Raw genomic sequence first — 14,891 nt, forward strand, 5'->3', positions numbered from 1 at the left:
TCAGCCTCATTTCTATATGTTCTTTAGATTTTCTTGGACATTTTGATGCGTAATCGTTACTGGAATGATGACTGTTAAGGTCGTTCCTTCATCACTTTCAATTTTAAAGGAACCATTGATAAACTCTAAACGTTCTTGCATTCCCTTTAAGCCATTACCCGTTTTCCACGCTTGCTTTTTCTTAATGCCTTGTCCGTTATCTCGAACAATTAAGTAAACCTCTTTAAAATTTTGATGGAAAGCAATTTCACACTTAGTAGCACCACTATGTTTCACAACATTATTAACAGCTTCTTTTAAGCACATGGATAAAACATTTTCGACAAGCGGTGGCACATGTAATGCATGTTTATCGCCATCAAAAACAAACTCCATTTCTGCAGCCTTTAATATTTGAGAGATCCGCATTAGTTCATCCTCAAATTTCGCTGTCCGCATATCTGACACTAATTCACGAACCTCTTTTAAGGCAATGCTAGCCGTTTGACGTATATCTTTAATTTCTATTAAAGCTTGCTGTGGGTCACGTGCAATCAGTCTGGATGCTAGATCGCTTTTCAAGCCAATCATGGACAATTTTTGCCCTAATGTATCATGAAGGTCACGTGCAATACGCTGTCGCTCCTCAAAAACAATTAACTCCGCAATACGTTCATTAGCTGTTTCTAGCTGTCCCTCTAAGTTTTCACGCTTATTTTTTGAATAAATGGTCAATGGCAGTAAAACAACTGCTAAAATTGTTAACACAACAAATGGTAACTGCGATAAAAATAATTGCAACTCAATAAAAAAGCCAACACCTGTTGAAATAACTGTAAAGCCAATATGCAAGCCGTACATAATATAAAAGCCAACAGGTCGTCGTATATTGCCGATAAAAAAGGCTGTAAAAATAGATAAATATACATAGCCATATAAAATGGTCATCATGATGTTAATAACCATTTCAAAGCTGATCCACATATACACTAAACCGCTTTTCGCATTCACAGAAAATCGATAGAAAATAAAATAAACCATCAAAAAAGTAATACCGATAGATATTTCTATATAGGATGATTTCCGAAAAATAAAGAAAAACGGAAGGAAACAAAAAATAACCCATAAATATATACTGAGCATTGGACTATTTGGAATAATACTATGCCATTTTCTCAACATAATCTCACGCTCTTTCCTACTTTTCCCTTATTATAACAAGAAAATTAAATTTATGCTGATTACGCCTCAAGCAAGCATTTAAAACAGCCATCTCCCTTAAAAGAGATGGCTGTCCTCGACTAAGCAGCAATACTGCCTTTTTCTTTGCGTCTTATAATGTCATTCACTTCTTTAAACGTTACAAATTTACCCTGCTCTTCATCATATAGCTTATAACGTATGGATTCCAAGCTTGTACGTAAAGTAATGGTTGTCGCCATGTGTAATGGTGGTGTTTCATTATGTGCTTTTTCAAGATTATAGTTAGGTACACGAGGAGCTAAGTGATGCACATGGTGGAAACCAATATTCCCAGTTACCCATTGCAAAATTTTTGGCAATTTATAATATGAACTACCTTCAACGGCAGCCTTCACGTAGTCCCACTCTGAGTCATGCTCGAAATAAGAATCTTCATATGTGTGCTGAATATAAAATAACCAAATACCTAGAGAACCAGCAACAAATAATGTAACTCCTTGCACTAATAAAAATGCCTGCCAGCCTAAAAAGTAAATTAAAGCGGCACAAATTCCCACCATAACGATATTTGTTAAAATTGTATTCAAACGTTCCTTCTTTTTCGCATCTTTACGATTAAAGCGATTTAAAATAAGCACCATATATAAAGGTCCTAGTCCAAACATCACAAACGGATTACGATAAAAGCGATACCATAAGCGTTGTCCTTTAGAAGCTTGCATATATTCTTCCACTGTCATCATATCAATATCACCGATACCACGCTTATCTAAGTTTGAGCTTGTTGCATGGTGAATTGTATGTTCACGTTTCCATTTTTCATAGGGGAATGATGTTAACACGCCTGTAAAAAATCCAACCCAGTCGTTTGCCTTTTTACTTTTGAAAAATGAGCCGTGTGTACAATCGTGAAAGATAATAAATGTTCGTACGACAAATCCTGCTGAAATAATGCTTAAACCTGCTGTTAACCATGGCGAAACATCTACTAATAAATAGCCAGCTACCCATAATACAAGTAACGGTGCAATTGTGTTAATCATTTGAAATACACTTTTACCTGTATCTGACTTGGCAAATGGCGCTACATCTTGACGTAATTTTTTTGTTTTTTCTTTATCTGTTGCCATCCTTTACTCCCTCGTTTCTTTTTTTCCTTATGACCTCATCATAAAACAAGCGCCTAATTCATAACAGACGCAAACATCATAAAAAGGATATGACAAATGTCATATCCTTTTTATGATGTTTGTTAATCTCTATTTCATTTAGTTAGCAAGATGTTTCCCGAGAGAGATAATACTGTTGGCTGGTAAGGCAATCTTAGCATCAATCTATCCTTTCTGAATCATATTAATGATAGCCAACTCTCGCTCTTTGCGTTCTTTTTGTAAAGCAGCCCTGGACTTTCTTATTCCATCTTCAGTGATGCAAAAAAATGATTTGGTAGTGTCGATGGTGAACACATGAACTTTAAGATAAGTATTTGCTACCCACATTGCAGATAAACGATTATCTCCTTTAAAATAAATTCTAGTAGCATGTAAATTTTAAAATAAAAACAATATAAACAATCAATTATAAGAAAGAGGTGGCTGTAAAATGCGAAAAATAGTAGTTTGTTCGATTTTCTTAATTGTTCTTCTTGCTGCTTGTTCAAATGGGAGTAAAAATAGCGCAACTCAGGAAATCGACATTACTAATAGATTTTTGGAGGAACATGCAGAAATAGGCTTAACTTATAATGAAGTAAGAAAAAGATTTGGAGCAGAGAAGCTGGCTGATGTAGTTGATAATACGGAAACATGGCTATACGATTCAACTCAAAACAATGATTTTGAATATAATCGAAGTTTGGAAAGCGTGGCTTTTGAAGAAATTAAAGAGGGGAATCTTGAATATCAGCTATATATTAACTTCATGGATAAAAAAACCTTCATGTATTCTTATTTTTATTTAGGAGAAGACGGGAAAGTATGGCAATATCAAATAACGTCTAACGATGAACCACAAAATAATCCCGTAAGCAACTAAAGCACAAACAAAGTGTTTATGTTTTGCAGTACTAATCCCTATGATGAGTATTTTTTCAGAAACCTGATTAATTTTCTGGTTCATCTTAAAATTCATAAGATAAGTTCTCTCTGTAGATGTATAGATCCATGGTCGTTGATACTCAAGCATGGGACTGCCCCACACGATAGACAAAGACAAAAAGCATCTTCTAATTAGAGTTTGAAGATGCTTTTTCTATGAGTTATCCATATGAAATAAAAATGCAAGTCATTGCAGATACAAACCCATGACACAGGTTTTATAGGAATTAACTATATGGTATAGAACACAGGGGGAAACACAGATGCATTGGTGTAACAGAGTTTACATCTTCTAAATCCCCAATAAACCCTACACTCCCCTTTTTTCAAAAACCTTCTCATCCCTTTAAAACAAATGAACCATCTAGTGTGGGATTAGATGGTTCATTTTCTACAACTTCGGTCCTTTTAACACCAATTGATAAAATATAAGGTCTAACCATTCACCAAATTTATAGCCTGCATTCTTAATTGTACCTGCATATTCAAAGCCTAATTTTTCGTGTGCTTTAATGCTGGCACTATTTTCGCCATCAATGCCAGCGATTAAGGTTTTGACACCTTGCTCCTCAGCTAGTCGAATTAATTCTTGCATTAGCTTTGTCGCAATGCCCTTTTGGTAATGCTCTTTATGCACATAGACAGAATGCTCCATTGTATATTGATAGCCTGGATATGGACGGAATTGGCTGTATGTTGCAAAGCCAGCTACCACCCCATTGTCCTCAAAGACAAGCAATGGATTTCCCGCTGCCTGCTGCTCATTAAACCATTGTACTTTTTCCGCTAATGTTTGGATTTCATAACGATAAACTGCCTTGCTTGTTAAAATAATATCGTTATAAATAGCCAATACCTCAGGCACATCTTTTTCTTCCATCATGCGAATCATCCCACTCATCTCCTTTTTCTCACAAAATGACCCTCCATAAGAAAAGAGGGTCATGTTTATTATAGTTTACGTTTTATACATTAAAGTAGCGAGCATCGGGATGAGCAAAGACAATGGCTGATACAGATGCCTCCGGCTCCATCATAAAACCTTCAGTTAAATGAACACCAATATCCTCAGGCTTTAACAGACCAAATAGCTTCTCTTGGTCCTCTAAGTTTGGACATGCAGGATAGCCGAATGAAAAGCGTTGCCCTTGATATTTTGCAGCAAAACGATCACGCATTGTGAAATCCGTTGCATCAGGGAAGCCCCATTGGTCGCGAATTTCCTGATGCATACGCTCCGCAAAGCCCTCTGCTAGCTCTAGTGCAGTCGATTGTAGAGCATGGCTTTCAAGGAATTTTCCATCCTCTTTTAACTGACGAGCCTGTGCCATAACCCCTTGTCCAGCCGTTACTACCATTAATGCAATATAGTCCATCTCGCCACTATCAACCGTTTTTAAGAAATCAGCAAGGCATAAAAAAGGTTCTACTTGCTGGCGTGGGAACGTAAAGCGCTCAATTTCCGTTTTGCTATCGGCAGGATCATAAACAATCACATCATCCCCATCTGCCTGTGCAGGGAAAAACTGATATAAACCTGATGGCTTTAACAAATCGCTTCTTAAATAATCATCCACTAAATCCTTAAGCTCTGTAGCTCTTGTATCGCCAGCATCCAGTAGCTGCTGCACCTGTCCCTTTAAGCCTAAATGATGCCCTAACAATGTACGCATATTAACATACGGATATAAATGTGATACAGCATAATCTTTTTTCACATGGCGACGTACATCAGCAGGTACAAATACAGACGCCTCCTTTACCGTACGTACAGGCTTTACTAGTACCTCTTTAGCAGGACGAGCGGCACGTTTGGCATCTGCCTCGATACGCTTTTGGCGAGATTCCTCGATTTCTGCTAAAAAGTTTACACGTGCATCCTTATCCATTAAGCGATTGGCTTGCTCTAATCCTTGCATCGCATCCTTCGCATAAATAACGGGACCATTATACTCATCTGCAATTTTTGTTTCTGTAAAGCGTCGAGATAGTGCTGCACCACCAACCAAAATAGGTACATCAATCCCCGCCTCTTTAAAATCTTGAGCAGTAATCACCATCTGCTGTGCTGATTTCACAAGCAAGCCTGATAAGCCGATAAAATCGGGCTTTTCCTTACGAATCGCTTCAATCAATTGCGCAGGCGTTACCTTAATACCTAAATCAACAACTTTATAGCCATTATTACTTAAAATAATATCGACAAGGTTTTTCCCAATATCGTGTACATCACCCTTTACAGTAGCGAGCACCATTTTTCCTTTACCCGAGCTCTCGTCATTTTTTTCCATAAATTGCTCTAAATATGCAACAGCAGCCTTCATAACCCCTGCTGATTGTAAAACTTCGGCTACAATTAGCTGATTATCATTAAATAAACGACCTACCTCTGCCATACCATCCATTAAAGGTCCATTAATAATAGCCAGCGGTGACTCAAAGATTTCACGAGCAGCCTCTAAATCCTCAATAAGACCCTCTTTTGTACCTTCCAATATATAGTAAGCTAAACGACCTTCAACCGTTTTAGGAATATCCGCTTCTGTTTTTTCTTTCTTTTTATCACGATAGAAATCAGTAAATACTGCTAATGTTTCATCGTTTGTATTAAATAATAAGTCATTCGCTAGTTTAATTTCCTCTTCTGGAATAGACGCATAACGCTCTAGCTTTTCCGTATTTACAATGGCATAATCTAAGCCTGCCTGTGTACAGTGGTAAAGATAGACGGCATTGAGCACTTCACGGCCAACAGGTGGTAAGCCAAATGAAATATTACTGACGCCAAGTACCGTTAATGTGCGCGGCAATTTTTCTTTAATGAGACGAATACCTTCAACTGTTTCTAGGGCGGAGCCAATATATTGCTCGTCCCCTGTGCCTACTGGGAACATTAATGGATCAAAAATAATATCCTCTGGCGCAAGTCCCCATTTTTCGGTTAATAGCTTATAAGAACGTTGCGCAATTTCAAGCTTACGATAACGGTCAACAGCCATTCCCTGCTCATCAATTGTACCAACGACTAAAGAGGCACCATATTTTTTCACAAGCGGCATGACTGCATCAAAGCGTTCTTCCCCATCCTCTAAGTTAATCGAGTTAATAATCGCTTTACCTTGTGAAAATTTCAGCGCTTCCTCAATTACCTTTTCATCTGTGGAATCAATTACAAGAGGAACCTTAACCTTTTTCACAACTTCCTGCATAAAGCCACGTATATCGGCTAATTCATCACGATCAGGGTTCGCTAAACAAATATCAATAACATGTGCACCATTTTTCACCTGTGCACGTGCGATTTCCGCTGCTTCCTCAAATTTGCCATCAATAATTAAATTTTTAAATTTACGAGAGCCAATCACATTTGTTCGCTCACCAATAAATAATGGACGCATTGAATCGTCATATAATAATGGCTCAATACCTGAAACGGCATGACCATGTGTTGCTTCAGGTAATTGGCGTGGCTTTTCATCCTTTAATATCTCACGAATAGCCGCAATATGGGCTGGCGTTGTACCACAGCAGCCCCCCACAATATTAAGCCAGCCTTTTTCTGCAAAGCCTTTTAGTTTTTGTGATAGAGATTCTGGCGACTCATGATAACAGCCTTCCTCATCAGGCAAGCCAGCATTTGGATAACAGCTAATATAGCCTGTTGACAGCTCCGCCAATGAACGAATATGATCCGTCATAAACTCTGGTCCTGTTGCACAGTTTAAGCCCACCGATAATGGCTTAATATGCTCAATAGAAATATAAAAAGCATCAATGGTTTGCCCTGCAAGTGTCGTCCCCATTGGCTCAATGGTTCCTGAAATCATCACAGGTAGCTCTTTGCCAGTCGCTGCAAAGGCGCGTGCTACACCAAGTGTCCCTGCCTTTACATTTAACATATCCTGACTTGTTTCTAATAACAATACATCTGCGCCTGCCTCAATTAATGCCTTTGCCTGCACATAGAAATTTTCCTCTAGCTCATCAAAGGTAATACCACCTGTAACGGACAATGTTTTTGTTGTTGGACCCATAGCCCCCGCAACAAAACGTGGCCAATCAGAAGTTGAAAAGCTATCTACTGCTTGGCGAGCAATCTCTACTGCACATTTATTAATTTCTTCTGCTTTTGCACCAAGATCATACTCATTTAATACAAGTGGTGTGCCCCCAAATGTATTTGTACAAATAATATCTGCACCCGCCTCTAAATATTTGCGATGAATTTTCTCAATAATATCAGGTCTCGTGAGCACAAGATTTTCGTTACAGCCATCGAGCTCCTCACCACCAAAATCCTCAGCCGATAAGTTTTCATTTTGTAACATTGTACCCATTGCGCCATCAAGGATTAAAATACGTTTCTCTAGTTGCTCTTCAATCAAGTGCTTAGCCATCTATACTTACTCCTTTTTTCTGTTCGTCCAATTGTTCAATATATTTCATTAACTCTAATGTAACATCATAGCGTAAAAACGGTGTAATAAGGTAAATACCATTGAAATATTGCGTAGCTACTTCTACTAGTTCCTGGGCAATGGCAATCCCCTCCAATGTTGCACGTTCCTTATCATCGCCACAAGCCTTCATTCTTGCTAGCGCATCCTCTGATAATTTTATTCCTGGCACCTCGTGATGTAAGAACTCTGCACTTTTATAGCTTGTCACTGGCATGATCCCGATATAAATCGGTGCTTGTAAATGCTTTGTCGCCTCATAAATTTCGACAATTTTTTCCTTTGTATAAACAGGCTGTGAAATAAAATAGTCTGCGCCATGTTCAATTTTCTTCTCTAGGCGAGCCACAGCACGATCTAGTACACGCACATTTGGGTTAAAGGCAGCAGCAACTGAGAAATTCGCCTTTTTACGCAGCGGTTTACCCGAGAATGAAACACCTTCATTTAACTGCTTGATTAATTGTATTAATTCCATGGAGGATACATCATAAACACTTGTTGCACCTGGGAAATCGCCCACCTTTGTAGGGTCGCCCGTCACAGCTAATACATCATGAATACCTAAAGCATTGAGCCCCATTAAATGCGACTGAAGACCAATTAAGTTACGATCTCGACAAGTGATATGTGTAAGGGGGCGCACACCGTATGTTTCCTTGAGTAATGCCCCCATCGCAATATTGCTAATACGTGGAGAGGCTAGTGAATTGTCTGCCATCATCACAACATCAGCACCTGCATTGTATAATTGCTTGGCTCCCTCAATAAAACCATCAATCTCTAAATGTCTAGGTGTATCCAGCTCTACAATAACAGAGCGTTCACGCTTAACCTTTTCATAAAGGGATTCATACTTTGCTGGCTCTGCTTCACGAACGATCTCAATTTTTGTTGGCTTTGCATGCTTCTCACTAACTGGTGATAGCTCTTCTAAATATTTCTTCGCTGCCGCAATATGTTTTGGCGTTGTGCCACAGCAGCCTCCGATTAAACGGACACCTTGGTCACGTAATGCGACAGCCGCTCGACCAAAATAATCAGCCTCTGATTCATAAACCACACGCCCATCCTCGAGATCAAGAAGAGAGGCATTTGGGTAAGCTGACATAAATGCCTTTTCAGGAAGCTCTACACCTTCAAATGCTTGTATTGTATGATGCGGACCTAGCCGACAGTTCACGCCCACAATATCAGCGCCTAATGTCTCTAGCTTATGCAATGCCTCGTTTAAAGAAATACCGTTTTGTAAAACACCAGGCTCATGCATTGATACCTGTGCAATAATCGGTACATCTGTTTTTGCTCGCAGCATTGTTAATGTCGCAGTTAATTCTTCAAAATCATAATAGGTTTCAAGTAAAAGACCATCTGGGTTCCCTGCTAGTAACACAGTTGCTTGCTCCTGAACAGCAGCTAATATTTCCTCTAATGTAGCATCACTTTTACGAATGCCACGAATACCACCAATTGTCCCTAATACAAACTGCCCTCCATCTGCTGCACGCTTTGCAATGGTGATCGCTGCTTCATTAAATTGCTGAACACGCGACTCTAAACCATAACGAGCTAATTTAATAGCATTTGCGCCATATGTATTCGTTTGAATCACATCAGCACCTGCTGCAATATATTCTCTATGAATCTTTTCAATTAGCTCAGGTTTCTGCACATTCATTTCCTCATGGCAATATTCCAAACCATAGCCATAAAGCACTGTCCCTATTGCACCATCTGCTGTCAATACATGTGTTTTTAATCTCTCAAGCAATCCCATAAAATAGCCTCTCTTCCTTCCTGTCTCTATACATAATAATAAAAAGCCCTCTTTCAATAAAAAAGAAGGCTTTAACGATTTGTCAATGTTGTTCCTTCTCATCTTCGACTCAATAGTCTTCTGGATTTAGCACCTGACATAAAGTTGGTTGCTGAAGCTTCATTGGGCCAGTCCCTCAGCTTCTCTCGATAAGAATTAAGTATGAATTTTTAAATAATTAAAAGAATCATATCGTTTACAGGCGAATGAGTCAAGACTATTTCACGCAACAAAGGAATTTTTCACTTAAAGTCTTAGAAATCGACTAATTTTTCTGCAAGCTCCACAGCAATTTTTTTGCCGTTTTGAATACAAGCACCAATCCCTACACCAAAATAAGAACAGCCTGCAATTGATAAATTTGGATAGCTCTTATCTAATTCCTGTAGCAGTCCCTGTAATGCTTCACGATGTGCCAAGTCATATTTAGGCATTTGATCAATCCATTTTGTCACATTGACAACAGTAGGCTTGTCCTCTATACCTAGGCTTTTTCGAACATCCTCTAGGGCAACTGCCGCCAATTCCTCATCTGTCATTGCACGTAACTGCTCATACGCTGGATTAATACTTTTATAAAAGAGTCGCACAAGTAATTTGCTATCTTTCGATGTATGCTTCCACTTACGGCTTGTCCAAGTTGCTGCATTACAGACTACATCAGAGTTATGTGACACAATATAGCCCGTTCCATCTGCTGGTAATCGAGCATCTGGTACATTAAAGCCTAAATAAATTGTAATTGCGGAAGCAGTTGTAAATTGGTCAAAATAATAATCCAAAGCTGTATCCTGTAAGACACCTTGGACAGCTTCGTTTGGCAGTGCTAAAACAGCATAATCCGCTACAATGCTTGTATTATTTGCTAAAGAAATCATATAGTGCTTTTCTTGCTTTTTAACACTGATCGTTGCAACACCCTTAATAATTTCCACATCTGTTAATGTTTGTTCTAATCGATTAATAAAGGAGGTCAAACCATTTTGAAACGATATAAACTTTTTATTTGCTGCCTGTGTAAATTGCTCACGATTTGCATCAAAGCCTTTAATAATACTGCCGTAATTATTTTTATAGTCAATTAAATACGGTAAGGTAGAGGCAATCGAAAGCTGGTATAAGTCGCCAGAATAAACGCCAGCCAGCACAGGGGCAATTTGATTGCGCACAAGCTCCTCCCCTAAATAGTAGGTTAAAAACTCGCCAATTGAGCTTTCTTTTGTAAAGCCCTTATTCGGTAATGTTAAGTCTTTTAGTGCTTCTTGTTTACCCTGCTCCGAAATAAGCGTACTTTGCTCAAGAGATGCAACGCTCATTGGTATACCAAATGTAGAATCTACAGGAATCGCATGAAGCTCATTATTTGTATAAATATAGGAAGTGCCTGTTTCGTTGTAAACTAATTGCTCTACAAAGTCTAGTTCCTGCACAAGCTCCATTACACCTTGATGACGAGCAACAATGGAATCAGCACCTGTTTCCATAATAAAGTCTTGTTCATAGGCTGAATGTAATTTACCGCCTAAATATGTATTTTTCTCTACAAGCACTAATCGTACATCTATATTTTTTTCCTTGACCTGACGCTGCAAATAATGCATTGTACATAATCCTGTAATGCCGCCACCTAATACAACAACTGTTTTCATCATAAACCGCCCCTATTTTTAGTTCTTCCTCTCTACAGTATAAACCTTTTTCAGTGAAAATTACGCTCAACCCTTTACAAAATTAGCAAAAGAGGTATATTGCAAATAATTTCGCAATATACCTCTTTCTATTGCGAAAGCGCAGCGACAATTTAAAAAACTGATTGATGAAACTAACAATCAGTGGGAAGGAAGAAAATCATACTGACTTGAAGGTCCACTGTCTAGCCCTCCTTAATTTCCATTCATGTACTTCAAATATATATGAGATTTCTATAGCGCTTAAGTATTCGATATACATTGTTTAATCATTTAAGTTTTGTGCAAAGCTCGCTAATTTCTCTGCTGAATTTGCTACCTCACTAAAAGAACTACCTAGCTCATTTAAAATTTCTACGATTGCTTGGATTTTTTGCACCATGCAATCATTTTGATCCTTTGCTTCTGTCATTGCTCCTAGTATATTCGTAAATTGGCCCTCCGTGTGGGACATATTTTCCTCACCAGACGCAACCTCATCTTGAATATTTGTTAGTGAGTCTTCTAGTTTTTCCATCCGTTCTCTTGTTTTTTGCAGTAACAATGCAACAGCTGTAACCGAATCCTTTGTTTGAATAGATAATTTTCGAACTTCATCAGCCACTACACTAAAGCCCTTACCCGCTTCTCCAGCGCGAGCGGCTTCAATGGCAGCATTCAAAGCTAATAGATTCGTTTGATTCGCAATATTGGTCACTACGCTCATTATCGTTTCCATTTCCTTTGACATACCAGCTAAATGTTCTATATTTTCCTCTATATCACGCAATGAATAAATAATATTATGCATATTTTGTGATTGATTTTTTAAACATTCACGCCCTTCAAGCGCCTGACCTTCAGCCAGTACCGATACATCAAGTGATTTTTTGGCTAATTGTTTAAGTTCATCCGATTGCTTACTTAAAAGACCAAAGGAGTTATTTGTTTCCTCAGATATTGTGGCTAGTGCCTCTGAGGATTCTACAATTTGCTGTTCAATTGATTCTTTCTCTTGCTCAATCGTCTCTTTTAGTTCCTCCACAGTATTCTCGAATGCCTCTAACACAAGCTGCTGCTCAAAATTACATATTTTAAGGACAGCTCTAATTGTATTAAACTGATCATAAGGATGCTCAACATTTTTCTCCACTAACTCAATAAATGATGTGGATAAATCTTGGAAAGCACAAATATACCATTGTGTTCTAAGACCAATATGAACATGCACCTTCGCAATCTTTACACGTCTTTGATAAAATTCCTCATCAATTGTTCCGTTAAACATTTCAATAATATGCTGGCGCAATGTTACTTTCAGTCTTTCTACAGAACTATGATGATTAATAATATCTACTAATTGCTGCTCTGTTCCTATCATTTTGTAAAAACGGTTAACGATGTGATCTACATTGTCCATCACATATGGTTGAAATGCCTTTAAGTATTGCAAATCTTGCTTTACTAAACTCAGCATCTCCATTTGCTTTACCATTGATGGTCGATTAGACAAATCCATTTTCACAGTATATTGCTGTAAGTCTAATGTTTTTATCTTTCTCCTTTTTTGAAAAACCACATATTTTCCCTCTTTCATTCCGTTTACTTTTATTCTGTTACGAAACATCAACGACGATTTATAGATCACTATAAGAAAAAATATCCTTAAATTGGATTTCTATATTTATTGTCAATACTGTTGCTAGTTCTCACTTCCTCCAAAAGCGCATCAGTCACTCTTTCCCCTAATCAAATAATAGTGACCTACCCCCAGCAAACAGACTACTTAATTTAATAAAATAATTTTTATATCCTTTTTTATCAAAATCTCTCATAATACCTTAATCATTTTATAAATTGCTGTCAATTTTATAAATTACTTTATTTTACAAAATTCGTGCAAAAGGTCCTTGATACTACTCTATTTAATACAAATACTAAAAAGCTATTATAATATTATTATGCAAATTTCTAACTTATTGTTATGACAAATTTCTCTCTTTATTTATATTTTATTTAACTATCCTAATATTTTCTACATTCATTCAAATAGGGTATATAAACCTATAAAAAAACCTATAAAAGAAACCAAAAACCTAGTTATACCCTAAATACAAAAAGTTCTAAATACCCAGTTGTTTTTCATGCAAAATTTATAACCCTTTAAGTTCCTGCAATAATCGAGCGGCTTCTTCAACACCTGCCTCTGCTGCTAGACCATACCACTTAAGCGCCTCTTTTATATTTCGAGCAATGCCTTCTCCTTTATTATAAATATGCCCAAGTTGTAGCTTTGCATCTGCATCACCCTGTAATGCTGCCTGTTTAAACCAATGGATTCCTTTTTCAACATTGCGTATACCTGTTAAACCATTACTCCATATATAGCCTAAATCATAAAAAGCATCGATATGATATTGCTCTGCAGCTTTTTCATACCAAATTAGACCACGGTTTACATCCTTTGATTGCCCTAAACGTCCCTCTAAATAAATACCACCGAGGCGATATTGTGCTTCCACATAACCTGCCTCAGCAGATTTCTTATAAGCATTAAAGGCGGCTTCCTGATCTACCGTAACACCTAAGCCCTGTTCATAGATAATCCCTAGTGTAAACATCGCCTCAGCAACATGATGCTGTGCTGCATAATCAAACCATTTTTTGGCTAGTGTATAATTTTTAGGGACACCTTCTCCATTAAAGTACATATCCGCTAAATTATTGGCCGCATCCGCATGGCCCTGTAAAGCAGCTTTTTCATAAAACGACAAGGCAAGCTTCTCATCCCCTTTAACGCCGATTCCCTCAAAATAAAAATTTCCTAGCATATACTGTGCTTCTACATTTCCCTGAATAGCTGCTCGTTCAAACCACTTCAGGGATTTCTCTGGCTGAAAATGTTCTCCTTCTGTCGCATTATAGTATTGTCCTAGCTGATACTGTGCTTCTGCATCCTGCTCCTCAACCGCTTCTTTATATAAGTCAATCATCGTTTCGTAGTCTAATTCCTCCTCACTTAATACCTTGACATGCTCATCACGCTGCTGACAATACCAATCAAGGATATCAAGTACATCATCTACTACCTCATGACTGCTCGCTAGTTTCTCTAATGAGGAAACCTGCCAAATAAGAATATAAATAGGATGTGGAATGACATCTCGCAACACATCGTCATATTCGGCTAACAGCGTTAATACATTTTCCTGGATAGATTGCTCTGCATAGATAATTTGTAAATATCGTTGCTGCTGTTCCTTTAATAGCCCTCGAATTATCTGATACAATATTTTTTGCAAGGCTACTACGTTTACTTCAGCAAATACTAATAAGTTAATATTTTGAGCAAACCATGAATTTTCTGTTTGTATAAGCTTTTGCAGGGACTCCATTCGTTCTTTATTGCGCCTTGCTAATAGTTGCTCGTACATTATTCTCCCTCCTTGCACATTATGTAAAAAGTGATTGACCTTCTTTATGTTCCTCTAGTCAGCTTACATTACACAGGCAATAAACCAAAAAACTGCCTTACCACTATTATATGGAAGACAGTTGAATTTTGGTTACACATCTATTGTGGATGGTAACCGCACATATAACACTAGTATAAAAACATTGTATAGCTAAATAAGGAAAACGCCTAGAAGAAAAATACAGCAAAAATTATTTT

9 protein-coding genes and 1 riboswitch are annotated in these 14,891 nt (G+C 37.8%); of the genes, 1 reads left to right on the plus strand and 8 read right to left on the minus strand.

Annotation, left to right across the window (positions count from 1 at the left end; all coding sequences use genetic code 11):
* Positions 1-12: 12 nt before the first annotated feature.
* The gene (locus MHB44_RS20200; protein ID WP_341303013.1) at positions 13-1,020 is read right to left on the minus strand and encodes a sensor histidine kinase; all 1,008 of its coding nucleotides are present in this window, start codon (positions 1,018-1,020) and stop codon (positions 13-15) included.
* A gap of 260 nt (positions 1,021-1,280) precedes the next feature.
* The gene (locus MHB44_RS20205; protein WP_341300602.1) at positions 1,281-2,312 is read right to left on the minus strand and encodes a fatty acid desaturase; all 1,032 of its coding nucleotides are present in this window, start codon (positions 2,310-2,312) and stop codon (positions 1,281-1,283) included.
* A 472-nt stretch (positions 2,313-2,784) separates the two neighbouring features.
* Between MHB44_RS20205 and MHB44_RS20210 the strand changes: the two genes are divergently transcribed.
* Entirely contained in the window at positions 2,785-3,216 is a 432-nt protein-coding gene (locus tag MHB44_RS20210; protein WP_341300603.1) for a PhoU family transcriptional regulator, read from the plus strand.
* A gap of 453 nt (positions 3,217-3,669) precedes the next feature.
* Here the strand turns inward: MHB44_RS20210 and MHB44_RS20215 are convergent, their stop codons facing one another.
* The 6 genes from MHB44_RS20215 to MHB44_RS20240 all read right to left on the minus strand — a co-directional run bounded on the left by MHB44_RS20215 (position 3,670) and on the right by MHB44_RS20240 (position 14,652).
* Positions 3,670-4,170 (minus strand): N-acetyltransferase family protein, encoded by a 501-nt coding sequence (locus MHB44_RS20215; RefSeq protein ID WP_341300604.1) that lies wholly within the window; start codon positions 4,168-4,170, stop codon positions 3,670-3,672.
* A gap of 73 nt (positions 4,171-4,243) precedes the next feature.
* Entirely contained in the window at positions 4,244-7,675 is a 3,432-nt protein-coding gene (metH, locus tag MHB44_RS20220) for a methionine synthase (protein ID WP_341300605.1), read from the minus strand.
* Positions 7,668-9,512 (minus strand): bifunctional homocysteine S-methyltransferase/methylenetetrahydrofolate reductase, encoded by a 1,845-nt coding sequence (locus MHB44_RS20225; RefSeq protein WP_341300606.1) that lies wholly within the window; start codon positions 9,510-9,512, stop codon positions 7,668-7,670. The genes metH and MHB44_RS20225 overlap by 8 nt, the downstream gene beginning before the upstream one ends.
* A 95-nt stretch (positions 9,513-9,607) precedes the next feature.
* Positions 9,608-9,707: riboswitch (SAM riboswitch) on the minus strand.
* Between the two features lie 98 nt (positions 9,708-9,805).
* Positions 9,806-11,200, minus strand: a complete 1,395-nt coding sequence (gene hemG, locus MHB44_RS20230; protein WP_341303014.1) for a protoporphyrinogen oxidase — start codon at positions 11,198-11,200, stop codon at positions 9,806-9,808.
* Between the two features lie 304 nt (positions 11,201-11,504).
* Positions 11,505-12,797: a globin-coupled sensor protein gene (locus tag MHB44_RS20235; RefSeq protein ID WP_341300607.1), complete on the minus strand. Its 1,293-nt coding sequence runs from the start codon at positions 12,795-12,797 to the stop codon at positions 11,505-11,507.
* A gap of 574 nt (positions 12,798-13,371) precedes the next feature.
* Positions 13,372-14,652, minus strand: a complete 1,281-nt coding sequence (locus tag MHB44_RS20240; RefSeq protein ID WP_341300608.1) for a tetratricopeptide repeat protein — start codon at positions 14,650-14,652, stop codon at positions 13,372-13,374.
* Between the last annotated feature and the right edge of the window lie 239 nt (positions 14,653-14,891).

The sequence above is a fragment of the Lysinibacillus sp. FSL H8-0500 genome (assembly GCF_038051955.1).
Classification (GTDB): domain Bacteria; phylum Bacillota; class Bacilli; order Bacillales_A; family Planococcaceae; genus Lysinibacillus; species Lysinibacillus macroides.

Bases quoted from the DNA above. Each gene is read 5' to 3' on its own strand.
- MHB44_RS20200 (WP_341303013.1), bottom strand. From the start codon at position 1,020: ATGGTTTATTTTATTTTCTATCGATTTTCTGTGAATGCGAAAAGCGGT.
- MHB44_RS20205 (WP_341300602.1), bottom strand. From the start codon at position 2,312: ATGGCAACAGATAAAGAAAAAACAAAAAAATTACGTCAAGATGTAGCG.
- MHB44_RS20210 (WP_341300603.1), top strand. From the start codon at position 2,785: ATGCGAAAAATAGTAGTTTGTTCGATTTTCTTAATTGTTCTTCTTGCT.
- MHB44_RS20215 (WP_341300604.1), bottom strand. From the start codon at position 4,170: ATGATTCGCATGATGGAAGAAAAAGATGTGCCTGAGGTATTGGCTATT.
- metH (WP_341300605.1), bottom strand. From the start codon at position 7,675: ATGGCTAAGCACTTGATTGAAGAGCAACTAGAGAAACGTATTTTAATC.
- MHB44_RS20225 (WP_341300606.1), bottom strand. From the start codon at position 9,512: ATGGGATTGCTTGAGAGATTAAAAACACATGTATTGACAGCAGATGGT.
- hemG (WP_341303014.1), bottom strand. From the start codon at position 11,200: ATGAAAACAGTTGTTGTATTAGGTGGCGGCATTACAGGATTATGTACA.
- MHB44_RS20240 (WP_341300608.1), bottom strand. From the start codon at position 14,652: ATGTACGAGCAACTATTAGCAAGGCGCAATAAAGAACGAATGGAGTCC.